The sequence below is a fragment of the Microbacterium sp. DWRC1-3 genome (genome assembly GCF_049896645.1).
In the GTDB taxonomy this organism is placed as follows: Bacteria; Actinomycetota; Actinomycetes; order Actinomycetales; family Microbacteriaceae; genus Microbacterium; species Microbacterium maritypicum.
Map to the genome: position 1 here is coordinate 360635 of NZ_JAFCUS010000002.1, position 26328 is coordinate 386962.

General features: G+C 67.7%; 25 protein-coding genes and 3 tRNA genes. 13 read left to right on the forward strand and 15 right to left on the reverse strand.

Annotation, left to right across the window (positions count from 1 at the left end; translation table 11 throughout):
• The first annotated feature begins 38 nt into the window (after positions 1–38).
• From ACP699_RS14335 to ACP699_RS14345, 3 genes are all read left to right on the forward strand, one after another.
• Positions 39–1391, forward strand: coding sequence for a polysaccharide biosynthesis tyrosine autokinase (locus ACP699_RS14335; protein ID WP_017831458.1), 1353 nt, complete (start codon positions 39–41; stop codon positions 1389–1391).
• Positions 1392–1582: 191 nt separating this feature from the next.
• Positions 1583–4357, forward strand: a complete 2775-nt coding sequence (locus tag ACP699_RS14340) for a right-handed parallel beta-helix repeat-containing protein (protein WP_426171963.1) — start codon at positions 1583–1585, stop codon at positions 4355–4357.
• A gap of 10 nt (positions 4358–4367) precedes the next feature.
• Positions 4368–5678, forward strand: a complete 1311-nt coding sequence (locus ACP699_RS14345) for a lipopolysaccharide biosynthesis protein (protein ID WP_055869694.1) — start codon at positions 4368–4370, stop codon at positions 5676–5678.
• Between the two features lie 66 nt (positions 5679–5744).
• Here the strand turns inward: ACP699_RS14345 and ACP699_RS14350 are convergent, their stop codons facing one another.
• From ACP699_RS14350 to ACP699_RS14360, 3 genes are read right to left on the reverse strand one after another with little or no spacing between them, the layout of a single operon-like run.
• Positions 5745–6881 carry a glycosyltransferase gene (locus tag ACP699_RS14350; RefSeq protein ID WP_127481758.1) on the reverse strand — a complete coding sequence of 379 codons (1137 nt, stop codon included), beginning with the start codon at positions 6879–6881 and terminating at the stop codon, positions 5745–5747.
• Complete coding sequence (locus ACP699_RS14355) at positions 6881–8074, reverse strand: glycosyltransferase (protein WP_127481759.1); 1194 nt, start codon at positions 8072–8074, stop codon at positions 6881–6883. Before ACP699_RS14355 ends, ACP699_RS14350 begins: the two co-directional genes overlap by 1 nt.
• A gap of 4 nt (positions 8075–8078) precedes the next feature.
• Entirely contained in the window at positions 8079–9605 is a 1527-nt protein-coding gene (locus tag ACP699_RS14360; RefSeq protein ID WP_288968093.1) for a sugar transferase, read from the reverse strand.
• A 351-nt stretch (positions 9606–9956) separates the two neighbouring features.
• On the opposite strand from ACP699_RS14360, the gene ACP699_RS14365 reads away from it, so the two are divergent.
• The 4 genes from ACP699_RS14365 to ACP699_RS14380 all read left to right on the forward strand — a co-directional run bounded on the left by ACP699_RS14365 (position 9957) and on the right by ACP699_RS14380 (position 13883).
• Positions 9957–11099: a low temperature requirement protein A gene (locus ACP699_RS14365; RefSeq protein ID WP_426172559.1), complete on the forward strand. Its 1143-nt coding sequence runs from the start codon at positions 9957–9959 to the stop codon at positions 11097–11099.
• 75 nt (positions 11100–11174) lie between these two features.
• Positions 11175–12131, forward strand: coding sequence for a 3,4-dioxygenase subunit beta (locus ACP699_RS14370; protein ID WP_426171966.1), 957 nt, complete (start codon positions 11175–11177; stop codon positions 12129–12131).
• A 201-nt stretch (positions 12132–12332) separates the two neighbouring features.
• Positions 12333–12617, forward strand: a complete 285-nt coding sequence (locus tag ACP699_RS14375; protein ID WP_151486879.1) for a hypothetical protein — start codon at positions 12333–12335, stop codon at positions 12615–12617.
• Positions 12618–12764: 147 nt separating this feature from the next.
• On the forward strand, positions 12765–13883 hold the full coding sequence (locus tag ACP699_RS14380; RefSeq protein WP_174799596.1) for a fatty acid desaturase family protein: 1119 nt from the start codon (positions 12765–12767) through the stop codon (positions 13881–13883).
• Positions 13884–13969: 86 nt separating this feature from the next.
• Here ACP699_RS14380 and ACP699_RS14385 read toward each other — a convergent pair whose 3' ends face one another.
• The 3 genes from ACP699_RS14385 to ACP699_RS14395 all read right to left on the reverse strand — a co-directional run bounded on the left by ACP699_RS14385 (position 13970) and on the right by ACP699_RS14395 (position 16488).
• The gene (locus ACP699_RS14385) at positions 13970–15382 is read right to left on the reverse strand and encodes a cell division initiation protein (protein WP_426171968.1); all 1413 of its coding nucleotides are present in this window, start codon (positions 15380–15382) and stop codon (positions 13970–13972) included.
• A 228-nt stretch (positions 15383–15610) separates the two neighbouring features.
• Positions 15611–16135: a hypothetical protein gene (locus tag ACP699_RS14390; protein WP_318278890.1), complete on the reverse strand. Its 525-nt coding sequence runs from the start codon at positions 16133–16135 to the stop codon at positions 15611–15613.
• Between the two features lie 47 nt (positions 16136–16182).
• Positions 16183–16488, reverse strand: a complete 306-nt coding sequence (locus ACP699_RS14395) for a hypothetical protein (protein WP_017831470.1) — start codon at positions 16486–16488, stop codon at positions 16183–16185.
• A 134-nt stretch (positions 16489–16622) separates the two neighbouring features.
• Between ACP699_RS14395 and ACP699_RS14400 the strand changes: the two genes are divergently transcribed.
• From ACP699_RS14400 to ACP699_RS14410, 3 genes are all read left to right on the forward strand, one after another.
• Entirely contained in the window at positions 16623–16886 is a 264-nt protein-coding gene (locus tag ACP699_RS14400; RefSeq protein WP_235563402.1) for a hypothetical protein, read from the forward strand.
• Between the two features lie 132 nt (positions 16887–17018).
• The gene (locus tag ACP699_RS14405) at positions 17019–18344 is read left to right on the forward strand and encodes a VCBS repeat domain-containing M23 family metallopeptidase (RefSeq protein WP_051056645.1); all 1326 of its coding nucleotides are present in this window, start codon (positions 17019–17021) and stop codon (positions 18342–18344) included.
• A 47-nt stretch (positions 18345–18391) separates the two neighbouring features.
• Positions 18392–19237: a transposase gene (locus ACP699_RS14410; protein WP_426171971.1), complete on the forward strand. Its 846-nt coding sequence runs from the start codon at positions 18392–18394 to the stop codon at positions 19235–19237.
• Positions 19238–19276: 39 nt separating this feature from the next.
• On the opposite strand, the gene ACP699_RS14415 is transcribed toward ACP699_RS14410, so the two are convergent.
• The 6 genes from ACP699_RS14415 to ACP699_RS14440 all read right to left on the reverse strand — a co-directional run bounded on the left by ACP699_RS14415 (position 19277) and on the right by ACP699_RS14440 (position 20982).
• On the reverse strand, positions 19277–19567 hold the full coding sequence (locus tag ACP699_RS14415) for a hypothetical protein (RefSeq protein ID WP_141387558.1): 291 nt from the start codon (positions 19565–19567) through the stop codon (positions 19277–19279).
• 253 nt (positions 19568–19820) lie between these two features.
• Complete coding sequence (locus ACP699_RS14420; protein ID WP_055869727.1) at positions 19821–20153, reverse strand: hypothetical protein; 333 nt, start codon at positions 20151–20153, stop codon at positions 19821–19823.
• Positions 20150–20383, reverse strand: coding sequence for a hypothetical protein (locus ACP699_RS14425; RefSeq protein ID WP_426171974.1), 234 nt, complete (start codon positions 20381–20383; stop codon positions 20150–20152). The genes ACP699_RS14420 and ACP699_RS14425 overlap by 4 nt, the downstream gene beginning before the upstream one ends.
• Positions 20384–20664: 281 nt before the next feature.
• Positions 20665–20737 (reverse strand) — tRNA-Phe (locus ACP699_RS14430).
• Positions 20738–20806: 69 nt separating this feature from the next.
• Positions 20807–20880, reverse strand: a tRNA-Asp gene (locus ACP699_RS14435).
• 29 nt (positions 20881–20909) lie between these two features.
• Positions 20910–20982 (reverse strand) — tRNA-Glu (locus tag ACP699_RS14440).
• 210 nt (positions 20983–21192) lie between these two features.
• Between ACP699_RS14440 and ACP699_RS14445 the strand changes: the two genes are divergently transcribed.
• The gene (locus ACP699_RS14445; protein ID WP_210697742.1) at positions 21193–22563 is read left to right on the forward strand and encodes a M23 family metallopeptidase; all 1371 of its coding nucleotides are present in this window, start codon (positions 21193–21195) and stop codon (positions 22561–22563) included.
• 79 nt (positions 22564–22642) lie between these two features.
• Here ACP699_RS14445 and ACP699_RS14450 read toward each other — a convergent pair whose 3' ends face one another.
• Both ACP699_RS14450 and ACP699_RS14455 read right to left on the reverse strand, forming a co-directional pair.
• Positions 22643–23134: an inorganic diphosphatase gene (locus ACP699_RS14450; protein WP_055869737.1), complete on the reverse strand. Its 492-nt coding sequence runs from the start codon at positions 23132–23134 to the stop codon at positions 22643–22645.
• 83 nt (positions 23135–23217) lie between these two features.
• Positions 23218–23883 (reverse strand): TMEM175 family protein, encoded by a 666-nt coding sequence (locus ACP699_RS14455; RefSeq protein WP_235562586.1) that lies wholly within the window; start codon positions 23881–23883, stop codon positions 23218–23220.
• A 76-nt stretch (positions 23884–23959) separates the two neighbouring features.
• Here ACP699_RS14455 and tilS point away from each other — a divergent pair, with 76 nt between their 5' ends.
• Positions 23960–24952, forward strand: coding sequence for a tRNA lysidine(34) synthetase TilS (gene tilS, locus ACP699_RS14460; protein ID WP_055869742.1), 993 nt, complete (start codon positions 23960–23962; stop codon positions 24950–24952).
• A 63-nt stretch (positions 24953–25015) separates the two neighbouring features.
• Here the strand turns inward: tilS and ACP699_RS14465 are convergent, their stop codons facing one another.
• Positions 25016–25612 carry a DUF937 domain-containing protein gene (locus tag ACP699_RS14465; protein WP_426171977.1) on the reverse strand — a complete coding sequence of 199 codons (597 nt, stop codon included), beginning with the start codon at positions 25610–25612 and terminating at the stop codon, positions 25016–25018.
• 132 nt (positions 25613–25744) lie between these two features.
• Here ACP699_RS14465 and hpt point away from each other — a divergent pair, with 132 nt between their 5' ends.
• The gene (hpt, locus tag ACP699_RS14470) at positions 25745–26296 is read left to right on the forward strand and encodes a hypoxanthine phosphoribosyltransferase (protein WP_017831480.1); all 552 of its coding nucleotides are present in this window, start codon (positions 25745–25747) and stop codon (positions 26294–26296) included.
• Positions 26297–26328: the final 32 nt, after the last annotated feature.

Below are 26328 nucleotides of genomic sequence, written 5' to 3' on the forward strand. Positions count from 1 at the left end.
TCCTCTAGAATCGAAGTCTCAGGGGGGAATGGGGAGTCATGGGCGAGAGCCGGGTGAGTCTGCGCGTCATCGCCAGCTCGTTGCGCAAGTTCTGGTGGATGGTCGTGCTCTTCGGGGTCGTCGGGGCCGCAGGTTCCTACGGTTACGCCTCTCTGCAGACTCCGCTCTTCCAGGCGACGACCTCGCTGTACTTCGCTCTCAACCAGGGCACCAGCGCATCCGACCTCAATCAGGGCTCGGTGTACACGCAGAGCCAGATGCTCTCCTTCGCGCAGCTCGCGACGAGTTCGCGGGTGCTCGATCCCGTCATCGAGGAGCTCGGTCTCGACACGACGCCGCGTGCTCTCGCGCGCGACATCGAGGTCACGATCCCGCAGAGCACCGTGACACTGCGCATCACGGGGATCACCGATGACGCGAAGGCGGCCGCCGAGCTGGCTGACGCCGTGGCTGAACAGCTCATCATCGTGGTCAAGGACGTGGCGCCCAAAGACCCGCAGGGCGAGTCCACGATCACCGCGCAGGTGATCGATGACGCCGTCGTGCCCGAGTTCCAGTTCACACCGAGCAAGCCTCGGGATGCCCTTCTCGGAGGCTTCCTCGGTGCCGTCCTCGGACTCGCCATCGCGGCGTTGATCGGTGTGCTCGACACCCGCATGCGCACCGAGGAGACGCTGACCGAGGCGGGTGGCGATCCTGTGCTGGGCGTCGTCTCGAAGTCTCCGCTGCTGGCCATGCGAGGCATCGCCGTGGCCCAGGAGCCACTGGGCCACACCTCGGAGGAGTTCCGTCGCATCCGCTCGGCGCTCGCCTACGCGAACGTCTCCTCGCGGGTGAAGGTGCTGCTGGTGACGTCGGGCATGCCCTCCGAGGGCAAGTCGACCGTCTCGGTGAATCTGGCCATGACCCTCGCCGGGCTGCGCAACTCCGTGCTGCTGATCGACGCCGACATGCGGCGGCCGCGGGCTCACGAACACGCCGGCATCGACGGCTCGATCGGGCTGACGAGCGTGCTGCTCGACGAGGTCGAGTTCGAGGTCGCCAAGCACAGCGTGGCCGACAGCACGCTCGACATCCTGCCCGCGGGCACCGTGCCTCCGAACCCCGCAGAGCTGCTCACTTCGGCGCGCATGGCGCAGCTGCTCGACTTCGCCGCGGCGGAGTACGACTACGTGGTGATCGACTCTCCTCCGATCCTCAGCGTGGCCGATGCGAACCTCTTCGCAACCCAGACAGACGGCGTGATCCTCGTCGTCGACGCGACGAAGACTCGTCGTGCCGCGCTCGCGAAGAGCATCAAGTCGCTCGAGTCGGGTGGCGCGCGCATCCTCGGCACGGTGCTCAACCGCGCCCGCCCGGATCGGCATCGCAGCGAGTACTACAGCGACTGAGGCGTCGTCGGGTCAGGCGCGGAAGACGCAGCAGCGCAGCATATCGGTGAGACGCTGTGTCCGTTTGTCTTTGCCCGGGTAGCCGGGTATTCTTCATGAGTTGCGAGGGGGACTCGCTCTTTGCTGCCGGGGTTTAAACTGCGGCGGAGATGCGGGGTGATCATGAATCTGCCCCAGAAGACGGTGACATCGTGTCCACTCCGTTCCTCGATCTCGCATCACGTGAGACCTCCACTCCGCCTCACCGACACCCTCGAAGGGTCCTCGCCGGCGCACTGAGCGCTGTCCTGGCGGTCACCGCCGCGCTGACGGCCGTTCCCGCGTCGGCGCTCGCAGACGACGCCGTGCCCCTCTCCCAGCGTGCGGCGTCCACCGACACCCCGGTCATCGACGACGACATGGATCGCACGGTCGGCTCGGGATGGGGTTCGTCTCCTGAGGGCGCATGGCGTGTGGTGGAAGGTACGGCGAGCGTGTCGGGCGAACAGGCCCAGCTCGCCAGCCGCAAGCCGGGAATCACCGCCAGAGCCACTCTCGACGGCGTCGCTGCGGGCGACGTGGACAGCCGCTTCTCGCTGACGGTGCCCGAGCTTCCCGTCGGAGGGCCGCTCTACCTCTCTCAAGCGGTTCGGGTCTCCGGCGCCGACTCCTATGGTGTGCGCGTGCGCGTTCATCCCGACGGCTCGGCATATGTCTCGATCGTGCGGCTCTCCGACCTCATGCGTGTGCAGCACCTCAGCGAGCGCAAGCTGCCCCTCACGGTGACGAGCGGCACGACCATGACGGTCGCGCTCAGCGTCACCGGTGCGAGTCCTGTGGAACTGGGCGCCAAGGCCTGGGAGTCGAGCGCTGCCGAGCCGAGCGACTGGCAGGTGACGTACACCGACGATTCCGACGCCCGCATCCAGGCCGCAGGCGGCTACGCGTTCGCGCTCTACACGTCCTCAGGGGCCCGCACCGCTGTGCCGGTCGGCATCGACGACGTCACCGTCACCACGCCCGCGCTCACGACCGAGCCGTCGCCGGAGCCGTCGCCGGAGCCCACGACCGAGCCGTCGCCGGAGCCCACGACCGAGCCGTCGCCAGAGCCCACGACCGAGCCCACGACCGAGCCGTCGCCCGAGCCGACGACCGAGCCGACTCCGACGCCGACTCCGACTCCGACTCCGACTCCGACTCCGACTCCGACGCCGACGCCGACGCCGACGCCCACGCCGACGCCCACGCCCACGCCCACGCCGGTGCCCCCGGTGACGGAGCCGGTACCCCCGGTCACGCCGGAGGGCGTGCGTGGCGAACCCGGTGCCAAGGCGCCGGGGACGCTCTCCTATGACGCCCCTGCAACGGCCGTCTACGTCGCTCCCGCAGGATTCGATGGAGCGTCGGGGACCAAGAACTCACCCGTCAAGACGATCGCTGCCGCGCTGCGGGTCGTCCCGAACGGCGGCACGATCGTCCTTCGCGGCGGGACCTACCACGAGGAGATCGTGGTGCCTGCGCAGAAGCGGGTCACCATCCAACCCGCACCCAACGAGTCGGTGTGGCTCGACGGTGCGAAGCCGGTCACCGGCTGGAAGGCCTCGGGAAGCGCGTGGGTCGTCGATGGCTGGAACACGGCTCTCGACGCGAGCCCGACGTACACCAAGGGCGCTCCGGACAACACGGCGGCGGACTGGCGGTTCGTCGACCCGGCCCACCCGATGGCCGCGCACCCCGACCAGATCTGGGTCGCGGGCGTGCAGCTGCGCGAGGTGGCCTCCGCATCGCAGGTCGAAGAAGGCACCTTCTTCGTCGACGACTCCGCCAAGCGTCTGGTGATCGGCACGAACCCGACGGGCAAGTCGGTCGAGGCGAGCGTGCTCACGCAGGCTCTCTCGATCCGCTCGGCGGGCTCCGAGGTCAGGGGAATCGGAGTGCGCCGGTACGCCACCAGCGTTCCGCAGATGGGCACCGTGGTCGCAGCCGCCCCGAACGTCTCGCTCACCGACGTGACGATTCGCGACAACTCGACCACGGGCTTCTACTCCTGGGCGCCGGCGACCACGCTCACGCGCGTCTCGCTGATCGGCAACGGCCTGCTCGGCGGAGGTGCGTCGCAGGCGGACGGACTCACGGTGACGCAGATGCTCTCGGTCGGCAACAACGCCGAGCACTTCAACCATTCGCCGGTGTCAGGAGCCTTCAAGGTCACGCGCACCCGCGGGGTGACGGTGAAGGACAGCGCGTTCACCGGCAATGACGGGCGCGGCCCGTGGTTCGACGAGTCCGTGCTCGACGTCGCGTTCACCGGCAACGACGTGATCGGCAACACCGGCCACGGCGTCATGGTCGAACTCTCGGAGCGGGCCGTAATCGCCGACAACGTCATCGCCCGCAACGGCGAGTTCGGTCTGTTCGTGCTCAACTCCGGCAACGTGAAGATCTGGAACAACACGTTCGTCGGCAACGGCAACCGCAACATCAGCATCGGGATGGACTCCCGCCGTGCCTCCGACCCGAACACCCCGGGGCACGACCCGCGGACCCGGTACGCGCCACAGGCCTCGTGGATCGTGCGCAACGTGGTGATGTCGAACAACGTCATCGCCGAGAGCGCCGGCAACTGCCTGGTCTGCGTGCAGGACTTCTCGCTGCAGTACACCGGATCCCAGATGGTGTCGAGCGTCGAGGGCAACCTCTACCACCGCACGTCGCCGGGGACCCCCAGGTGGTTCTCCGCGTGGTCGAAGGGCTCGGTCTCGAGAGACCCTGCGGTGACCGACACGCTCGCCGCGTTCACGGCAGCGACGGGCCAGGATCGGCGCTCGCAGTTCGTCGAGGGCGCGCCGGTGGTCGACGGCGGCTATGCGCTGCTGCCCGCGTACGCGGCCGCACAGGGATCCGTGGCGGTTCCGGTGCCGTCTGATATCGCCTCAGTATCGCGACTCCCCGGCAACGGCGCGACGCTGGGGGCCCTGCCCCGGTGACGATGTAAGTATGGGCTCTCTTCTCGCTGTCGGCGCGCGTGCGCTGACGATGGTCATCGCGCTGGTCTGCGGCGTCCTCACGACCCGGATGATCATCGGCGGTGCCGGCGTCGACAGCTTCGCCCTGTACACGCTTCTGACGACCATCCCGTCGCTGCTGACCTTCACCGACCTCGGCAGCGGGGCGGTGCTGGTCAACGCCGTCGCGACGAGCGAGAACGTGCGCACGGATGAGAAGCTGCGTTACCAGCTCACGTCGGTCGGGCGCGTGCTGCTCATGTTCGCGGCCACGGCGATGGCGATCAACACCATCCTGGTGCTCACCGGGGCCTGGGAGCTGGTGTTCGGCGAGGCAGGAGGACGCCCCGGCGCCTCGCTGGCCGCGTTCTACTGCGTGACGATCTTCTGCCTGGGCATCCCTCTCGGCGTCTGGGCGCGGATCATGCTGGGACAGCGCCGCAATCACATCGTGATCCTCCTCCAAGGGCTGATCTCTCCGCTGACCATGACCGGTGTCTGGCTGATGCTCACGTTCGGCGGCGAGAACCTGCACTCCTTCGTGGCCATCGCGTCCTTCGCGGCATCCTTCCTCGTCTCGGTGCTCGGAATCCTCATCACGGCGCGCACCACGTCGCCCCTGATCCCCTCGGCCGCGCGGATGGTTCTGCGACCCCGGCGGTATCCGGGAGTCCGGGTGATGGATGTCGGCTGGCCTATGCTCGCGCAGATGGTCACCTATCCGATCGCGGTCGGCTCCCAGCGGTACGTGATCGCTCAGCTGGGCGGCCCCACCGACGTCGCCGAGTACGGTGTGGCCGGGCAGGTCTTCTTCGCCCTCAACGGACTGGTGATGGCGGGCGGACTCGCGCTCTGGCCCCATTTCGCGAAGAGCAGGCACGATGGCGACCTCCGGCGGGGGCCGTTCCTGCTGTCGGCGCTGTTCGCCGTCGCCATCGGGCTCGCCACGGTGATGGTGTGGCTCGTCGGTCCGTGGCTGTTCGGGTTCATCACGCAGGGCGAGCTGACCGTGCGTCCCAGTACGATCTTCGCTTTCGGCCTGATGATCATGATGACCGCGGCGGTGTATCCGCTGGGCATGTTCATCATGGACAAGCCGGGCATCCGCTTCCAGGTGATCCCCACCCTCAGCATGGCCGCCGTGGGGATCACGCTCTCCTTCGTGCTGACGCCCGTGCTGGGAATCGCGGGACCGCTGATCGGCGTCGCCTTCGCGCTCGTCGTCTGCCAGCTGATCCCGTTCTCGATCTACATCGTCCGGAACAAGAAGCGACTGACCGTCGGAGACCTCGAGCAGGTCTAGCCGCGCGGTGCGCGACCGTGGCAACCGTGCCGGATGGGTGGGGGAGTCAGTCCCGCATGCGGGGCGTCAGCCCAGCAGGTGCGTGGTGATGCTCGAGCGGTACACCTCGGGCGCGTGACGGCGGAGGGCCTCGCCACGGCTGTCTGCGACGGTCGACACCATCTCGTCCCAGCGGGTGTCGATGTCGGTCAGAGCGGACGCGATCGCAGCGGAGTCGCCGGCGGTGACGAGCTGCGCGGTGCCGTAGCCGCCTGCCGCTTCCCGGAGACCGCTGCTGTCGCTGGCGATCACCGGACGCAGCGCGAGGATTCCCTCGACGGCGGTGTTCCCGAAAGGCTCATCGATGCGGGAAGGCACGAGCAGCACATCCGTCTTCTCGAGGAACGGCCAGATGTCGGTGTGGAATCCGGCGAAGTCGACGGAGACCCCGGCTTCTGCGGCCTGCGCGCGCAGATCGCGCTCGAACCACTCATACCCCTCGAAGACTGCGCCCAGGAGGGTCACATCCACAGGGCGCCCGGCGGAGTGCAGCCGGGCTGCGGCCTCGATCACGAGGTCGGGTCCCTTGCGGGGGGAGAGTCGTCCGATATACAGCACACGGAGCGGTCCCTCGGTGCGAGGACGGGGAGAAATCGGCTGCGCAGGAGAGGCGACACCGTTGTAGACCACGTGCGACCGACGCGCGAGGGCAGGAAGCGCGGTTCGGATCGTATCCAGGCTGAAGCGACTGTTCACCAGCGTGCGGTGGGAGGCCAGGTGAGGGGAGTAGAGGATGCGGTTGACGATTCGGTTGCCCGATGCCTCGGCCTCGTGGACGTGGCTCACCGACCGGATACCCCGCAACCGCGCGATCAGCGGCCATTCGGGGATGATGATCGTCGACACGTAGACGACGTCGGGGCGCACTCGTCCGATCAGGCGCCACGCGGCACCCAGGCCGCGGAAAGTGTCGCGGAACAGCTTCGGCAGGCCCCGTGGCGTCAGCAGGACCTTGCGCAGCACGAGCATCGGCACGATGACGACCTCGGCGCCGGCGCTGCGGAGTTCGTTCACGAGCAGTCCGGTACTCGGGAGGGCCACGACCACGCGTGCGCCCGCCTCGACGAGGCCGATCGCGCTCTCGAGCAGCATGCGATCGGAGCCGAACAGCTCGGCGCCGGGATGCACGAGCAGAACGGTGTGCTTCTTCCTCTCGCCGCTCATCACGCCCCCGATCCGGCAGGCGCGGGGACCCAGTCGGTCGACCGGCGACGTGCCCGTCGAGCGGAGGGGTGGATCGTCGCGCGTTCGGCTATGCGATGGGCGAGTGCTTCGTATTCGTCGGCGACGTCGTCCCAGCGGAACCGGGTGCGCGCGATCTCCTGCACGGCCGTGGCGCGGGCCTCGGTCGATGCCGGGTCGGCCTCTGCCGACACCACGTGCTCGGCGACGTCGGCAGCATCGGAGAAGAACCAACCGTTGCCGTCGAGCACCTCCCGGTTGAAGGGGACGTCGAAGCCGATGACGGCGGTGCCGGCACCCATCGCGCGAAGGAGCGACGGGTTGGTTCCGCCGACGGAGTGGCCGTGCACGTACGTGAGTGCATTCGCATAGAGCGCGTCGAGCAGCTCCTGGTCGTACACGCCGCCGACGAGTCGGATCCGTTCGTCACCATCGGCCACGCGTTCGATCTCCTGGGTGTATCCCGCGCTGTACGGTGCGGAGCCGACCACCACGAGAGGCAACTTCGCGTCGCTGTCGCGGTAGCCCTCCACGATCTCGAGCACATGGTTCTCCGGCTCGAACCGGGCCACCACGAGGTGGTATCCGCCCGATTCCAGCCCCATCTCGGCGACTCCGCGCTCGGGCAGCTGATCGAGGATGGGGGCGCCGTAGCGGATGAGCTCGGTGGGCACATCGAACTGGTGCCGGTAGTAGTCGGCGATTCCCGGCGCATCGGCGATGAGAGCATCGGCGGTGCGCACCCCGAACTGCTCGGCCCAGCGGTAGTAGGCCTTGCCGCGCGGTCCCCACTTCGAGCGTCGCCATTCGAGCCCGTCCATGTGCAGGGCGACGGGTGCTCGGCGCATCCGGAGCAGGGGCAGGAACGGCGAGTTGGCGGCGTTGAAGACGAAGGTCGCGTCGGGCCGGCGTCGGAACATGAGATGCAGGGCCGACAGCCCCGTGTGGCTCAACGTCTCGATCTGCTTGACGGGGACCGCGGGAAGGTGGACGACCCGCATTCCGAGGTACTCCTTCTCACGCCGCTCGGAACCACGGGTGTACACGACGACGTCGTGACCGCGGTCCGCGAGCCGGCGTCCGACCTCTTCGATGGCGGTCTCGAAACCGCCGTATGCCGCGGGCACTCCTCGGGTCCCCACCATCGCGATGGTGAGGCGGTTCGAATTGCTCATCCGATCAGTATGCCCCGCTGGGCTGCACCATGACTTTGGCGGTACGCCACATGATCTGCAGGTCGTTCATCACGGACCAGTTCTCGACGTATCGCAGGTCGAGGCGCACGCTCTCGTCCCAGGAGAGGTCGCTTCGTCCGGAGACCTGCCACAGGCCGGTGATCCCGGGCTTGATGTACAGGCGACGGAAGACGGTGCCGTCGTAGGCGGTGACTTCGCTCGGCAGCGGCGGTCGAGGACCGACCACGCTCATGTCGCCGATGAGCACGTTCCAGAACTGCGGCAGCTCGTCGAGTGAGAGCTTGCGCAGCACCTTGCCGACACGGGTGACGCGCGGGTCGTCCTTCATCTTGAAGAGGAGACCTGCGCCCTCGTTCTGCTCCTTGAGCATGGCGAGCTGCTTCTCGGCGTCCGTCTTCATCGAACGGAACTTGACCATCTTGAAGCGGCGGCCGTCACGGCCGACGCGCTCCTGGAAGAAGAAGACGGGACCGGGCGAGTCCATCTTGATGAGCAGCGCGAGGACAGGCGCCAGCAGGCCGATCGGGATCAGCGCGAGCGTGGCGACGGCGACGTCCAGTGCCCGCTTCAGCAGGTGCTGTCCGCCTTCGTAGGTCGGGATCTGCACCTGGATCAGTGGCAGGCCCTCGACGGGCGCGAAGGAGATGCGCGGACCCGCGACGTCGGTGAGCCGGCTGGAGAGCACGAGCTCGGCAGCGGTTCCCTCGAGCTGCCAGCTCAGCTGCTTGACGAACTCCGGCTCGCCTTCGGGGCGGCTCGCCACGATGATCGTGTCGGCGCCGACCTCGGCCGCGACCGACGACACGGAGTTCACGTTCCCCAGAACCGGGAACCTCGTGTCGTCGATCACGATGTCGCGCGCATTGCCGTCGAGGAGCGTCGCGCCGACCACCTGGTACCCGGATGCGCCGATCGGGTGCAGCGTGCGGACCACATACTCCACGTCGTCCCTGTTGCCGACGACGAGGGTGCGGGAGGCGAACCTCCCCTGGGTGCGCTGCTTCTGCAGCCAGTGGCGCCACAGCCACCTGGTCACCAGAAGCGTCAGCACACCGACGGGCAGCCCCAGCAGCAGCGTCAGTTGCATCGACTTCCATGCGAGCAGGACCGCCACGATGGCGATGATCCCGAAGGCGAGTCCGGTGGCGTGCGCGACGCCGCGGTACTCGGTGGCGCTGGCGCGGAACAACGCGGCGTCCCGCGTGTGCAGCGCGCTGAGCATGAGGTACCACAGCGCGGCGAGCGGGATGCCGTTGCGCAGGACCTCGGGCACGGAGACGCCGGTGGCCAGCTCGACCGCTGCCGTCAGACCCATCGCGAACAGGATGACAGCCGCATCCGTCGTCCGCAGCCGCATCCGATAGCGACGCTCCCATTGACGGCGCCGTTCCAGAGTCGCCGAAGGGCGCGGTGTGACCACCGTGCGCGTCACCGACTTGGTGGCTCGCGGAGCTGCGACCGGCACGAAGCCGGTACGAGCGATGCTCAGGGCATCCTCGACCGAAGTCATGCCGAAGCCTCATGAGCCGTGAATGTACGCAAAAAAACCCAGTGCGACATGTGATTCCCCAGTTTCCCCAGACCATGAACCCCACGTTCACGGCTTTCGTCTGCGTCCCGACCCCTCGGGTCCTGCTGAAACTCCCCGTGATTCCCACATCACGGAGTGCGTTCTCATCGTCCCAAACGATGATCGCTGACAGCAGGCACTGCAGACCTTGACCACTGTAGCGGAACATCGCCGCCACGGGAAGGTAAATCTGATGAATGGATGAAAGAAGGTTGCGAGGAGCCCTTGAGCCGGGGCTATTCTGTCGCGGTGACCGTGAATACAGACACTGCGCGCTTCCAGCTTCGACCGATGCTGCCACGCGACCCTTCTCAGCCGCACCGCACCGCGAGCCCGCTCGAGCTCTTCTTCGATCTGGTCTTCGTCGTTGCCGTGAGCATCGCCTCCGCGCAGCTGCACCATGCGCTCAGCGAGGGGCACTTCCTGCACGGCATCACCTCCTACGCGATGCTGTTCTTCGCGATCTGGTGGGCCTGGATGAACTTCACCTGGTTCGCCACCTCGTTCGACACGGACGACTGGCTCTATCGGGTCACGACGTTCGTGCAGATGGGTGGGGTCCTCGTCTTGGCTGCGGGCATCCCCGGGGCCTTCAACGAGGGGGACTTCACCCTCCCCGTCCTCGGCTATGTCGTCATGCGCGTCGCGATGGTGACGCAGTGGTTGCGGGCGTCACGATCGGCAGGCCCCCTGCGGTCGGCCACGCGTCGGTACGCTCTCGGCATCGCCGCAGTCCAGGTGCTGTGGATCCTGTTCCTGCTGATCCCGGTGGGCCCGCTGCAGATCGTCGCGTTCGTGCTCTTCGTGCTGGCCGAGATCAGCGTCCCGGTGTTCGCCGAGTACCGCAGGCAGACTCCGTGGCATCCACACCACATCACCGAGCGCTACGGGCTGTTCACGCTCATCGTGCTCGGAGAGAGCCTGCTCGCCTCCGCCAACGCGATCATCGACGCCCTCGACAAGGTCGAGAGCCTCGGGCCGCTGATCGCCATCTCGGTGCTCACCCTCGTGGTCACGGCGTCGCTGTGGTGGATCTACTTCTGGCCGCCGCACCAGCGCGCCATCACGAGCTTCGGACGCTCGCTCCGCTACGGCTACACGCACTACTTCGTGTTCGGGGCGGCCGCCGCCTTCTCCGCCGGGATCGAGGTGGAGCTCGACGTCCTGACCGGGAAGAGCCACCTGTCGAGCATCGCGGCATCACTCACCGTCACGATCCCGATCGCGATCTTCCTCCTCGCCATCTGGTGGATCGCCATCCGTGAGAACGCCGACCGTGTCGTGAACACGGTGGTGCCCTCAGGTGCGGTGCTGGTGCTGCTCGATCCGGTCCTGCCGATCCCGGTCACGCTCACCGCCCTGGTGCTCGTCGGCATCGTGGTCGTGCTGGTGCTCCGCCCCCCGGTCGCGTCCTCGCGCATAGACAAGGCATAGATCGGGCAAAGTCTCCTGATCGGAAGCTCCGCGACGCTGAGGACACGCAACAGTCCGTCGAGGAGGAGACAGATCATGAGTATTCCGGAACCCACCCAGACCCCCGATGGTCCCGCGTACGAGGGGCGCCTGCTCGATCGACGCGATGAGGAGATCGTCGATCAGGGGGCCGCCTTCGATATCCGCACGCTGGTGACCAGGCGCGGTGTGCTCGGACTCGCGGGTGTGGGTCTGGGCGCCGTCGTGCTCGCGGCCTGCGCGCCGCCGGCGTCGGTCGGGTCGGCGAGCCCGACGCCCACGGCCACGTCGGGGGCCTCGGCGGGCGATGCCGTGAGCGTCGGCGAGATCCCCGACGAGACGGCAGGGCCCTACCCGGGAGACGGATCGAACGGTCCCGATGTGCTCGAGGACTCGGGGATCGTTCGACAGGACATCCGCTCGTCGATCGACGGCGGTGCGACCGCCGAAGGTGTTCCGCTCACGTTCGCGTTGCAGGTGATCGATCTCGCGAGTGGGGGAGTCCCCTTCGCCGGCGTCGCGGTGTACGCGTGGCACTGCACGGCGCAGGGCGAGTACTCGATGTACTCCTCCGGGCTGGAGGATGTCACCTACCTGCGCGGTGTGCAGGTCGCCGATGCCGATGGCAGAGTGTCGTTCACCTCGGTGTTCCCCGGGTGCTACTCGGGGCGCTGGCCGCACATCCACTTCGAGGTGTACCCGGATGTGGGCTCGATCACCGACTCGAGCGCGGCCATCGCGACGTCGCAACTGGCCCTTCCCGAGGCGGCGTGCGCGGCCGTCTACGCAGAGGCTGCGTATGACGGCTCCGCGAGGAATCTCTCGCAGATCACGCTCGCGAGCGACAACGTCTTCGGTGACGACTCCGGTGTCCTGCAGGTGGCCGCCGTCACCGGAAGCGTGCAGGGCGGGTACTCGGCCACGCTCGCGGTCGGCGTCGACACGGCGACCACCCCGGCTGCGGGCGGGGGCCAGGGCGGGTCGGGCGGCGGGGGTCGGCCGCCGTCGAGCTGAGCCGAAACCGTGGATGGGGGGCCGGGTGGGCCGGTCTGCTATGCTTATGGAGCAGCGTGTGTGCATCGCCCCTCTCGGCCGCCACGTCGCCACTGATCAGGGCCATTACGGACCGCGCACATCGATGCGTGCGGAATCCGCCCTCGGTCTCACATCTTGCGGAGCGCCACGCGTGTCCGCCACACAGCAATGAGCATGACCATGAGCACCACCACCTTTCCCCCGTCCGATCCGTTGACCTGGAAGCAGGCCGACACAGATGTGCACGTCGCGACGCGCGGCGGCGAATTCGCCGGCTTCGTCGAGTTCGACGGCAGCGCGCACCTGGTGCGCGACAACCACGGCGCCGAGCTCGGCGTCTTCGACTCGCTCGATGACGCCTTCCGTGCGCTCGAAGACGCGAACCAGCCTTCCCGACGTGGGCCCGTCTTTCCGTCGATGCTGCCTCGGGCCTGGCGTCGCCGCACCCGCCGCGCCCGCGCCTGAAATCAGCGATTCACGCACAACGAGCGTGGTCCGTCAAGGGGTGCGGATGTATTCCCGAAGGCGCATGTGGGCGGGGCTACTGTGAGGTAAGCGTTGGGCATCTGCCTTGGGCTTTCACAGCTCGAGGGCTCCGAACGTCAGGAGAAGATCATCTCCATCACACAGATCGAACCGACCGCGGCAACGCTGGGCCCGATTCGTCAGACTTACTCCGGCAATGCGGACTTCCCGCCCATGGCCCAGGCGTACAAGCAGGTGTCGCAGGTGGTCAAGGAGACCGGCCTGCTTCAGCGCACCCAGTGGTTCTACATCTTCGTGGCCGCAGGCATCGCGGTGGCCCTCGGCGGCCTCATCACCGGCTTCATCCTGCTCGGCGACAGCTGGTTCCAGCTGCTGATCGCTGCGGGGCTCGGCATCGTCCTGACGCAGATCGCGTTCCTCGGGCATGAGGCCGCGCACCGCCAGATCCTGAGCACGGGGCCTGCGAACTTCAAGCTCGCGCGCATCGTGATCGCCAGCATCGGCATGAGCTACTCGTGGTGGGACTCGAAGCACACCAAGCACCACGGAAACCCGAACCAGGTCGGGAAGGACCCCGACATCGAGGTCGACACGATCTCGTTCCTCGAGGAGGACGCCGCCAAGGCGAAGGGCCTGATCAAGCTGATCACCCGCAAGCAGGGTTGGCTCTTCTTCCCGCTCCTCACCCTCGAGGGGCTGAACCTCCACTTCCTCGGCCTGAAGTACCTCATGACGACGAAGAACGTCAAGGGACGCTGGACCGAGCTCAGCATCATCGCGCTCCGGTTCGCCCTCATCCTGGTGCCAGTGTTCATGATGCTCCCCCTCGGTATGGCTTTCGCCTTCATGGGGGTGCAGTTCGCGGTCTTCGGCGTCTACATGGGAGCCGCGTTCGCGCCGAACCACAAGGGGATGCCGATCATCGAGCCCGGCGCCCGTCTCGACTTCTTCACCAAGCAGGTGCGCACCTCCCGCAACATCAGCGGTGGATGGTGGACGACCTGGCTCATGGGCGGCCTCAACTACCAGGTGGAGCACCACCTCTTCCCGAGCATGCCGCGACCGCACCTCGCCAAGGCGCGGGAGATCGTACGCGACTACTGCGCGGCGAACGACGTGCCCTACACGGAGACCAGCCTCGGTCGGTCCTACATGATCGTCATCGAGTACCTGAACCGGGTCGGACTCTCCGCCGGAGCAGATCCCTTCGACTGCCCGGCAGTCGCGCAGTTCGGCCGGGGGTAGCTCCCAGACATCACCGGGCGTGATCAGTCCGGGAACGACAGAGGCGCGAGCAGGAATCCCTGCTCGCGCCTCTGTCGTTCGTGGGTCTACTTGGAGGACTTCTTCTTGGTCTCCACCACGTCGATCGTGATCTTCTCGAGCGGGCGGTCGTCGTCGAGCTCGTCCTCGAGCACCTCGTCGCCGAGGAAGGTCTCCTCCGGCACCTCGTCGGCGATGACCGGCGCGGGCGCGGACGTCGGCGCGGCGGGCGCGTCCGCTGCGGTCGCGTCCGCTCCGGTGATCTCCGTGGGCAGCGAGTCGTCGGAGAAGATCCCGTCGGGACGGATCAGCTCGCGCACCTCGGCCATGAAGCTCGTCAGCTGCTGCTGCTGCCACCGCAGCTGACGGGTGCGGTCCTCAGCGTCGTGCAGTACCGCAGTGGTGTGGCCGGTGACCGAGTCGACGATCTTCTGGGCCTTGGCGCGAGCGCGCTCGAGCGTCTCGCGAGCGCGGACCTGAGCTTCGGCCTCGATCGCCTGCGCCTGCGAGCGGGTCAGGCGCTCGTAGTCCTCGGCGCGTGCCGAGATGCGCTGGGCGTGCTCGAGCGATGCCGTGACCTGCTCGTTCGCGTCGTTGGTGATCCGCTCCGCGTGAGCGACGGCCTGGTTGTGCAGCACGAGGAACTCCTGCTGCGCGTCGTCCTGGCGGCGGGTGAGGGTCTCCTCGAACTCCAGCACACGGGCGTTCATGTCGCGCACATCGCGCTCGGCATCGGCACGCAGCTGGGTTGTCTCGCGGGTGACGAGCGAGCGCAGCGCGGCCGCGCCCTTCTCAGCTTCGGTACGGATCGCCGTGGCCTCCTGTGCGGCCTGGTTCACCTTCTCCGCGGCGTGCGCGGCTTCGCGCTCGATGCGTGCCTCGTGCGCCGTGTACTCGGTGTCCATCTTCAGGCGCACCTGATCGGCGTCACGCTGCGCCTGGGCGGTGATCCGCTCGGCGTCGGCCTCGGCCTCAGCGCGCTGCGCGGTCACTTCCTCACGGGCAGAGGTCATCAGACGGTCGGCCTGCACGGCCGCGTTCTGGATGAGCACGTTCGCCTGCTCCTCGGCGACCCGCAGGATCGCCTCGAACTGCTGGCGCGACGGAGCCTCTTCGCCGTCCGGCTGCGGAGCGTCGACGAGTTCGGAGGTGAGGGTGGCGACCTGCTGCTCGGCGTCGGACACCTTCGCGTTCGCGGCCGTCAGCTCGCTCTCGAGAGCTTCGCGAGCCTTGCGCTCTTCTTCCCGCACCGCCTCGACGGCTTCCTCTTCGCGGGCCTGGGCCTCGGCGACCTCTGCGGCGGCCTGCTTGAGCTGGTTGCGGAGAGTCGAGAGCGCCGCGTCGACCTCGGTCTTGTCGTAGCCGCGGAAGCCGACGGTGAACGCACCCTGCTGCTCGCGGGGCGCGGTCTCGATCAGCTGGTCGAAGAAGTCCGGCGAGCGCTCGCCGTCGCGGTCGGAGGTACCGGGAGATTCGCTCATGGGTTTCTTGCCTTTCTGGCGGGGCCACACCGGGAGCGGCGGCTCCATCCCGACAGTCGGGACGGTGTGGACCGGAGGAGGTCGTCAGGGCGCACGCCACCACCGTGACCCGGCGGAGGACCGGCGGGCAGGGCGCGCCCTACAGCCTAGTTGCGTCTGCTGAATGTTTCGCCTTCGTCTTCCTGCTCCGCCGGCGCTGCGGTCGAGGGCGCTCGATGCGCCGGGTGGTCAGGCCTCGTTCACCCAGCGCGCGTTCCTGTCGTCGAGAGGCTCGCCGCGCACGTATCGCACGGGTTCTCCTGGGGCGACCGCGACCTCGCGGACCTCCGCTGCGGCGGCGATGCGCGAACGCAGATCGGTCCACAGCTGCACGGTCTGCGGAAAACCGAAGTACTCGCGGAAGGTCTCGATCTGCATCCGGGTTCCGTCTGCGACGGGAACGAGCCGGGCGACCGTGTCATCGGGCTCGACGAACCGGATGCCGTAGGCGCCGTCGCTGCGGATGACGTACTCGCGCTCCTTCGTCGCCATCGCCGATGCCACGATCTCGCGAGCGCGGGGTTCCGCGGCCTGGATCACCACTGTGGTGCCGAGTTCGGTGAGTGCCGCGTCGAGCTGGTCCGAGGCGAACTTCTTGCCGGCTCGGGCGCCGGCCTCCGACGCTCTGCGGCCCAGGCGGCTCTTCAGGATCGGACCGCCGATGATCAACGCGAGGATCGGCAGGCCGAGGAGAAGGTACGCAGCAGCATCCACGGGCACAGCGTATCCGGACACCCGACGTGCCCTTCGCGCAGAGCGCGTCAGACGGAGGTCATCAGATGGTCGAGCACGAGCTCGCCCGACGCGTTGAGAGCCTGCATCATCTCCGCGATCAGTCGAGGATCGATCGGTGGCTGCTCGGCGGCGTCGTACCCGAACTGCAGGGGGATCGCCGGGTGGATCCAGACGGTGGCGCGCTTGTCCACGCCGTCGGTGACGGGGCGCCAGGTCATCATGAAACTCTCCTGGCGGCGGAGCTTCGTCGAGATGACGATCTTCAGATGCGCCAGCGTCGCGTCTTCGATGAGGATCGGATCCGAGGTCCCGTCGTAGCGCAGTCTGCCCATGAGAGAACGCTACACCGCGCGCGTTCTGCCTCTTCTGCGGCCCGTGCGCAACCCCCTCTGCGAAGGGCCGTCGGATCGATACCGTCGCAGCATGACGACAGTGGAATGACAACGAGGAGGGCGGGGTGCAGACGATGGCGCGTACGCGGATTGCGCTCAACGAATCAGAGTTCTTCCTGGCGCAGGGCCAGGACGTCGCGGAGCTGAGAGGCCGGATGGAAGGAGCGATGCGCGCGGGCGGTGGGTTCGTCGAATTCGTCGTGGTGGGCAATCGCGCGGTGAGCGTGCTGATCACTGCGGCGACGCAGGTCGTGATCTCCGTCGAGACGGTGGAGTACGACGCGCGCGACACCGGGGACAGTGCCGTGCCGTACGGCGGGGAGTACGACCTGCTGTGATCGCGGGCCGTGGGCTCCCGAGACGGATGTGCGGGAGCCTCGGCCGCGCTCTGCGGCGCAGCGCGGCGCACTGCTACGGTGACGACGGTGGGCATCGCGCCCCTGGGGCCGTCGAACAAGAGGAACTTCGAGATGAAGGGTCCGTCCCGTCTGCGTCTTGGTCGTATCGGGATCGCCACCGCGCTCGCGGTCGTGATCGGTGCGCTGGTGCCGTCATTGTCGGCGAGCATCTCGGCGACCGCGGCCACCGATGGGCAGATGGTGTATCCGGCCTCGGGCAACATCCAATCGAAGGTCGGCGACGGCTGCCGTGGCAACTATCGGGCGCATGAGGGTATCGACATCTCCGCCGCCGGTGGCACGCCGATCCTCGCCGCGTACAGCGGCGTGATCAAGTCGCGGACGGTGAACAGCGGCTACGGCAACTACACCGATGTCGAGCATCCGGGCGGTTACGTCACCCGGTACGCGCACATGGCTTCGCCGGGAACCTACGCTCCCGGCACCCGGGTGGAGCGTGGACAGCAGATCGGAATCGTGGGCAACACAGGGAACTCGCCGGCGTACCACCTGCACTTCGAGGTCCGGCGGAACGGCGCCGTCTACACCGGGATCAACGACGGCTTCGTGTGCCTGACGAACGTCGCGCGCGGAGGGACGATCCCCCTGACGTTCCCCGGACTGCGCACGGAGTCCGGCCCTCCGATCCCGCCCGCTGACTTCACCGGCGACGGCAGGTCCGACCTGCTGCTGGTGGCGGGCAACGGCGATCTGCGCCTGCGGGCAGGAACGGGTTCCGGAGGCTTTCAGGCTCCGACGACCCTGGTCAGTGGCTGGGCCGGCGACCGCCGGCACCTCACGCGCGCCGACCTCAACGGCGACGGACGAGGGGACGTCCTCGCAGCCAGGACGGATGGTGTGCTCGAGTTCTCTGCCGGCAACGGTGCCGGAGGGGTGGCGGCGCCGGTGGGCATCGGTGCAGGCTGGTACGACATGCTGCACGTCACCTCCGGTGCCGACTACACCGGCGACGGGAAGCAGGACGTGGTGGGTGTCTCGCCGGGCGGTGTCCTCGTCATCTACCCCGGGAACGGTGCCGGCGGCCTCGGGGGAACGCCCAAGACCGTCGGCGGCGGCTGGCACGGCTTCCACTTCCTCGTCGGCGGCGACTTCAACAATGACGGGTGGGGGGATCTCATGGCGATGAGCGACAACGGCACCCTCTACTTCTACCCGCGGGTCTCGGGCGGGGCCTCGCCGCCGGTCGTCGTCGGAAGTGGATGGTTGGAGTTCACCGCGGCGACGGGAGGGGCCGACTACGACGGCGATGGGCGAGCCGATCTGCTGGTGCGCACGGCGGCGGGCGAGCTCTTCTTCTATCCGGGCAACGGCGACGGCGGATTCGGCGCGCGGAGGCTCGTCAGCGCCGACTGGGCCGATCACCTCGCCATCGAGTAGTCGACGGCATGCCCGCCGCGTCCAAGAGCGCGGCGTAGGGTGGGCGCATGGCCGAGCCGACGTTCGAGGAGATCGCGGCGGGGTTGTACTCCGGGCCTCCGGAAGAGTTCGTATCCTCGCGAAAGGCGCGCGCGGAGGAGGCCGGGCAGGCTGCACTCGCGTCGCGGATCATGGCTCTGCGCAAGCCCTCGATCGCGGCGTGGGTGGTGAACGTGTTCGCCCAGGAGCGGGCCGGGCAGCTGGGCGAAGCCTTGGCGTTGGCTCGGGAACTTCGCGAGGCGCAGGACGACCTGGATGCCGCGGCACTGGCGAAACTCGGCCGTGAACGGCGTCTGCTGACGAGGAAGCTCGCTCAGGCCGCGGGAGAGCTGGCCGCGTCGCGGGGCGAGCGTGTCACACCGTCGACGCTCGAGGCGGTCGAGCAGAGCATCTCCGCCGCCTTCTTCGACCCGGTGGCGGCGTCTGCCGTCGCGTCAGGGCGGCTGGTGCGCGCCCTCGCGCCCTCGGCGACGGCGACCGATGTGCGCGACGCCGTCGCGGGCGAGCTGCCCGAGCTGGAGCCGCTCTCAGCGCCCGCGGTGGACGAACTGCGAGACCGAAGGGCCCGTCGCGATGCGGAGCGCGCGATCGTCATGGCCGAGAAGGAACAGGCGTCGGCCGAGCGCGAGCTCGCCGAACGTGATGCGGCGCTGAGGGAGCTGCGTACCCGGAAAGACGAGCTCACCGCGCGTGTTTCGGAACTCGAGGCCCAACTCTCCCGAGCTCGCGCCGATCTGACCAGGGCAGAGCGCGACCTTCCGGAGGCGGAGCAGAGCCGGCGGGACGCGGCGGTGCGGGCGGATGCTGCGGCCGATGCCCTCGACACGGCACGGAAGGCGAAAGACGCGCTCTGAACGGCGCCTGCGCTCCGTGGCGCTTGCGGCGCGGGAAGGTCAGAGCGGGCGGTGGATGAGGCGGCCGCGGAGAAACGGGAGCACCGGGGCTCTGTATTCCAGAGCTGACGTGTCCTCGGGATCGAGAACGAGCTCCGCCTGCCCGAAACGCCACATGCGGTTGTAGAGGTAGACGCCGATGGTCGTGTGCCGGTCGGCGGGAACCTGCCAGGTGCCATCGCCCCACTGCGTCGGCTGGCCCCGTCCGCCGATGACGAGCGTCGGCCTGATGCCCGCATAGAGCGCGAGGCGCGGCCTGTGCATCGTGAGCTCGATCCGGCGGGTGCTCATCTGTGCTCCTCGTCTTGGGGCTCCCGGTCGAACGGTGACACGGGGTGGGCTCGCCGGGGAAAAGCGAACTCTCTGCCATGCAGAAGCTGGCGAGGGTTCTTGAGTGATTGTAGCGATCACTCTTGTGGCTCCGACTGGCAGCGATCTGGTGGCCATTCGGCTTTCCGTTGGAGGTTGAAGTGGCTTCTGCTGAGCTACCGGCACAACACCGGCACGGTAGGCAGCTACCTTCTGAACGAGTTCTCGGCGGGTATCAGGATCGTGAGTTACGCACGTCCCTCAGCCGCGAGATCTTGATGATCAAGAGGCTGAGCGCCACCGTCAAGGTTGCGACCAGGACGGCGGCAGCGAACCAGGATCCGGTCAGGGTCATGGCCGGCGAGGTACCCACCTCCGAGGAGCCCTGAAACGAGGCGACCAACGGGATGGTGATCGTCAATCCGCCTGTGAACGCCGCAGCGGCACTGAGCATCCCCGCGATGAGGAGCAACCCGGTGGAGATCATGAACGCGTGAATCACGATCAGCACGACACCGGCTCTCGTCGCCACTGAACTGCCGCCCAGATTGCTCCCGGTGGTAGTCATCGCACGCACCGCGCGGTGAAGCCATTCTTCGTGGACAGCTGCGCGCTGACTGATTCCTCGAGAAGCCCATCACCCAGGTTGTGGAGTGCGCTGGAGACCTCTTGGGCTGTCACCGCCTCGCCATCCAGACATGAAGCGGCTTCGGCGAACGCTGGTATCGCGGTGAGCATAGGCTCCGACAGCGCCTCCGTGACAACGATCTTCAGGGACTGGTGTGCATTCATCAGCATCTTCAAAATGTCCCGGTGACTCGATGGTCGAATCCAGCGATTCGTCATGAGCGTAGATGGAGGCCACTGCGCCGTCTGTAGGCACTTCGGGGGACAAGGTGCATGTCCAGGGCGCTTCGCCTCGCTGAACTCGCTCAGTACCGTGGGTTCCGCGTGCTCGACAACCGGGCCGAAACAGCCGGGGGAGCGGGCGAGAGCCAGACGTGCCCAGGGCAAAGCAAAACCCCCGCCATGTAGAAGCTAGGCGAGGGTTTCTGGAGTGATTGTAACGATCACTCGTGTGGCTCCGACCGGCATCGATCCGGTGACCTTTCGATTTTCAGTCGAACGCTCTACCAACTGAGCTACAGAGCCGCGCGACCGGCGAACCTGTCGCGTCCTAGACGAAGAGCCCTCTCCGAAGAAAGAGCTCATCGCACGGAGCGACCCTGACGGGACTTGAACCCGCGACCTCCGCCGTGACAGGGCGGCACGCTAACCAACTGCGCTACAGGGCCATACTTGTTTTCAATTGTACCGGAAGGTGTGACCCCAACGGGATTCGAACCCGTGCTACCGCCGTGAAAGGGCGGCGTCCTAGGCCGCTAAACGATGGGGCCGAGTCAGTCCCGGGGGACTTCCTTGCCGACGCTCAAGCATAAGGGATGTTTTGAGTAAATCGCGAATCGAGGGCGTGGTGCTGCACCCCGGGCGTGTTCCGGGGGGACGATCGAGGTGTCGGGAGCGGGCGAGATCGCCGCGATGCCCCCTGGTGCGGATGTGAAAGTTGTTGTTAGTGTGGCAACTGTGAAACCGGCGGAAGGGGCCGTGTGAACGACAAGATCACGCTGGATGCTGCAGTTGCTGCGGCGTCCGAGGACTGCGGCTGCGCGCCCACTCCGACAGAACGCCGTGCTTTCGGCAAGACGGGCATCAGCCGTCGCGGTGCCCTCGGCATCGGCGCTCTCGGCGTCGTCGCCCTCAGCGCCTTCGGCATCACCAACGGTGTGTCGGCGGCCTATGCCGCCACGTACCCGAGCTGGGACGATGTGCAGCGCGCGAAGAACAACGAGGCGGCGAAGGCTGCCGAGGTCTCGCGCATCGAGGGACTGATCCAGTCGCTCACGCAGAAGGTCGCCGAGACTCAGGAAGCGGCGAAGGTCGCGTCGGCGGAGTTCTACGACGCTCAGCAGGCCTACTTCGCTGCGGCCACCGAAGCCGACTCCATGCAGGCGAAGGCCGACGAGCAGGCCGCGGTCGCCGACAGCTCTGCCCGCAAGGCAGGGCAGGTCGCCGCGCAGCTCTACCGCAACGGCGGCGACGACACGTCGATGGAACTGTTCTTCGCCGGCTCGGCGAACAACGCCGATGAGCTGCTCGCGCGCCTCGGCACGATGGACAAGCTCCTCGAATACAACCAGTCCGTCTACGACAAGGCCGTCGCGGCGCGCAACTCCGCGCAGTCCCTCAGCGACCAGGCGGTCGTCGCTCGCAACGAGCGCGACCGGCTGCAGAAGGTCGCCGAAGAGAAGATGGTCGCGGCGCAGCAGGCTGCGGATGCGGCGCAGGCAGCCCTGGACGAGCAGTCGGCGAACCTGGCCACGATGCAGGCGCAGCTCGCAGCCCTCAAGGATGCGACGACCCAGACGGTCGCCGGATACCAGGCCGGCGTCGAGGCAGAGGCGAAGGCCCGTCGCGAACGCGAGGCCGCCGAGCGTGCCGCGGCCGCGGCAGCAGCCGCTGCCGGTGGCGGCGGAGGCGGCGGAGGCGGAAGCCAGGGCTCGGGTGGCTGGTGCCGTCCGCACGGCGGAGGAAAGAGCTCCGGATACGGTCCTCGCTCCGTGCAGTGCGGTCCGAAGGGCTGCTCCTCCTCGTTCCACTACGGCACGGACTTCGCCAACGGCTGCGGCTCGGCGATCTACGCCGCAAACTCCGGCACCGTCGACTACGCCGGCCCGAACGACGGGTACGGCAACTACATCCGCATCCAGCACGGCGGTGGCGTCGGCACCGGTTACGCCCACATCCGCGACGGCGGCATCCTCGTCCGCTCGGGGCAGTGGGTCAACTCCGGTCAGCTCATCGCCTACGCGGGCAACACCGGTCGCTCGTTCGGCTGCCACCTGCACTTCGAGGTGTACGTCGGCGGCCGACCCGTGAACCCCGTGGCCTTCCTCGGCGATCGCGGAGTACCCGCCTGAGCGTCGACCACTCCTGACACGAAGAAAGACCCCCGGCCGCTGTGCGGTACCGGGGGTCTTCTTCATGCGTGCGGCGGGATCAGTGGCCCTGCTCGCCGAAACGGACGATCGCCTCGTCGAGGATGCGCTGCGCCTCGGCGGCGTCACCCCACTCGTCGACCTTGACCCACTTGTTGGGCTCGAGGTCCTTGTAGTGCTCGAAGAAGTGAGCGATCTCCTTCTTCGTGTACTCGGCGATGTCGTCGATGTCCTGGATGTGCGCCCAGCGCGGGTCCTTCGAGAGCACGGCGACGAGCTTGTCGTCCCCGCCGGCCTCGTCGCTCATCTTCAGCACGGCCACCGGACGCACCTCGACGACGACGCCGGGGTAGATCGCGTGGTCGAGCAGCACCAGTACGTCGAGCGGGTCGCCGTCCTCGCCGAGCGTGTTGTCGAAGTAGCCGTAGTCGGCCGGGTAGCCGAAGGTCGTGTAGAGCACGCGGTCGAGGTGCACTCGTCCGGTCTCGTGGTCGACCTCGTACTTCACGCGGCTGCCGCGCGGGATCTCGATGACGGCGTCGTGTGCGCCCATGCGTGTGCTCCTCAGGAAAAGTTCGGTTGGATGCCGCGGACTAGCCTACCTGCGGCACTCGCACGCTCGGAGGCCGTGATCGTTCAGGATCCTGCGTCGAGGGGTGGGGCACCGTCTTCGTGCGACCGACTCCGGAACAGGTGATTCAGCACGCGGCTCATCGGATCGCTCAGAAGCAGCAGGAGGAGTCCGTAGTACCCGTTCGGAGAGGCTGCGACCGCGATGATGAGGGCGGCGCCGAAGAGGACGATGGCGGCGAGGTCGCCGATAGCCCCCAGACGGATGGTCTGAGTCGACACGGTGCTGAGCTCGCGATGACGCGCCAGGTAGAGCCAGCCGGCGAGGGTGGTCACCTGCGTCATGATCAGCGTTCCGATGTAGACCACGGCCTGCAGAGCGTCGGTGTCCATCTGTCCGATCATCGCCGTGGGAACCGGCAGCCAGACGATCGTCGCCATCCAGGCGACGTTGATCCACAGCAGCGGTCCCGTGATCCACTCCACATCGCGGTACTGGCGGTGATGCCCCATCCAGAAGGTCGCGATGAGAAGGAAACTCAGCCCGAAGCTGAGCAGCTGACCCGAATGCTCGTTCAGGAACTCGGCCGTGCTCATGTGACCGGACGCGGCCTCGGAGACCGACTCCATCAGCGGGAGGATGAGCAGCGTCATCGCGATAGCGACGACGGCGTCGACGAACGCCTTGAATCTCTCGGTCCGGAAGGGGAGTGCACGCGTGTTGTCGGTCACGGCGTCAGGATAGCCCCGGACGCCGCTGCGCACGGCGGCGGGCACGCGGATCGGAGGATTGCCCTAGCGTGGAATCGTGCCGTCACTTCCTCCCGCCATCGCCGAGATCCGCCTGGCCGTGCGCACCGCGCTCGCCGCGCTCCCCGAGGGATCGACGGTCATCGTCGCTCTGTCCGGTGGAGCGGACTCACTCGCGCTCGCCGCTGCCACCGCCTTCGAGGCCTCGAGACTCGGGCTCCGCGCGGCGTCATTGACCGTCGATCATGGTCTGCAGGACGACTCCGCAGAGGTCGCCGCTCGCGCAGCGCGCACCGCCGCCGAGCTCGGCCTCGACCCCCTCATCGTGCGCGTCGACGTCGCGGGGGAGGGCGGCCCCGAGGCTGCCGCCCGCGATGCTCGCTACGGGGTGCTGCGCGATGCGGCCGCAGATGTGCGCGCCGCAGCGGTGCTGCTCGGCCACACCCTCGACGACCAGGCCGAGACGGTGCTCCTCGGACTCGCCCGCGGATCCGGCGCCGCGAGTCTGCAGGGGATGGCCCCGGTGCGGGAAGACGACGACGGCGTGCGGTGGGTGCGACCGCTGCTCGGTGTGCGGCGGGAGACGACGAGGGCATTCTGCGCGGCGTCCGCGCTCGACCCCTGGGACGACCCGCACAACCTCGACGACCGCTACGCGAGGGTCCGGGTGCGCGAGCGCGTGCTCCCTGTTCTCGAGGCCGAGCTCGGCCCTGGCATCGCCGAGGCCCTCGTGCGCACGGCCGAGCAGCTGCGGGAAGACGCCGAGGCGTTCGACGAGATGATCCAGGAGACGATCGAAGACATCGTCGAACACGCGGAGGCGGGAATCTCGGTGAGCGTGGCAGCGCTCGCCGCCAACCCTGCGGCGCTGCGCAACCGCATCATCCGTCTCGTCGTCGACAGCGAGTTCGGGGTCAGCCTCACGAGGACGCAGACCGTCGAGGTCGCGCGACTGGTGACCGACTGGAGCGGTCAGGGACCGATCGACCTGCCAGGGTGCTCGGCCGTTCGTCACGGCGGGCGCATCGTCTTCACCGCATCCGGCCGCTGAGCGCGTCTCGTCTCGAACGCTCTCCGCGTCCGTGCCCGACGGCCGGATGGGTGGGTTGAGGCCTTACTTCTTTCCGCCGAGGAGGCCGCCGAGGATCCCACCGAGGTCGATGCCGCTGCCGGAGCCACCGCTGTTGCCGCCACCGAGAAGCCCGCCGATCACGTCGCCGATGCCACCCGACGCGCCGCCCTTGTCGTTGCCGCCGAGCAGGCCGCCGATGAGGTCGCCGATGCCACCGGAGCTCTCGGCTCCGGCATCGGCCTTCGCCGTCTTGTCCTTGTTCGCGTTGGCGATGAGGCCCATCACGATGGGGGCCAGGATCGGAAGGAGCTTGCCGAAGTCGATGCCGGGGGTCGCCTTCGACTCCGTGAGCTCCTTCGTGACCTCCTTCTCCTTCGATCCGAGGATGTGCGCGACGATCTTGCCGCCGTCCGCCTGATCGATGTCGTCGACCTTCGAGGCACCGGAGCTGCCCTCGTGCTTCTTGAGCGCGTTCCGGATGGCGGCGGAGCCCTCATCCGTCTGCGCGTTCTGGGCGAGCCCGCCCAGCAGCACCGCGCCGCCCTGCTCGACCGCGACCTTGGCCTCGTCGCGCGAGACGCCCAGCTTCTCGGCGATGTCGTCGATCGGCACCTGCGTGAGGATGTCGTCAAGAGCCATGGTGAATCCTTCCGTCGGGGCGTCCGCCCACATCACCGCTCACAGTAGTGCGGATGCCGCGCGAGGGGGAGATGCCTCCCCGATCGACGAACCTGGGACCGAGCATCCGATCGCGTCGCCTAAAATCGATCCATGCGCGCCGCGGAGATCCAGGACGACCTTGCACAGATCCTCGTCACAGAGGAGGAGATCCTCGCCAAGCTCGACCAGCTCGCGGCGCAGGTCGCCGAGGATTACGAGGGCAAGGACCTCGTCCTCGTCGGGGTGCTCAAAGGCGCCGTGATGGTCATGGCCGACTTCGCGCGGGCGCTGCCGTTCCACGCACCGATGGACTGGATGGCGGTCTCGAGCTACGGAGCGAGCACCAAGTCGAGCGGCGTGGTGCAGATCCGCAAGGACCTCGACACCGACCTCAACGGCAAGCACGTCCTGATCGTCGAGGACATCATCGACTCCGGCCTGACCCTCAGCTGGCTGCTGGAGAACTTCGGATCCCGCGGAGCCGAGTCGATCGAGGTGCTGGCGCTCCTGCGCAAGCCCGAGGCCGCGAAGGTGGTCATCGACTGCAAGTACGTGGGCTTCGACATCCCCACCGATTTCGTCGTCGGATACGGCCTCGACTACGACGAGCGTTACCGCAACCTGCGCGATGTCGCGGTGCTCGCGCCGCACGTGTACAGCTGACGCCGGCGCCACGCTACGCCGTGGGTGAACGC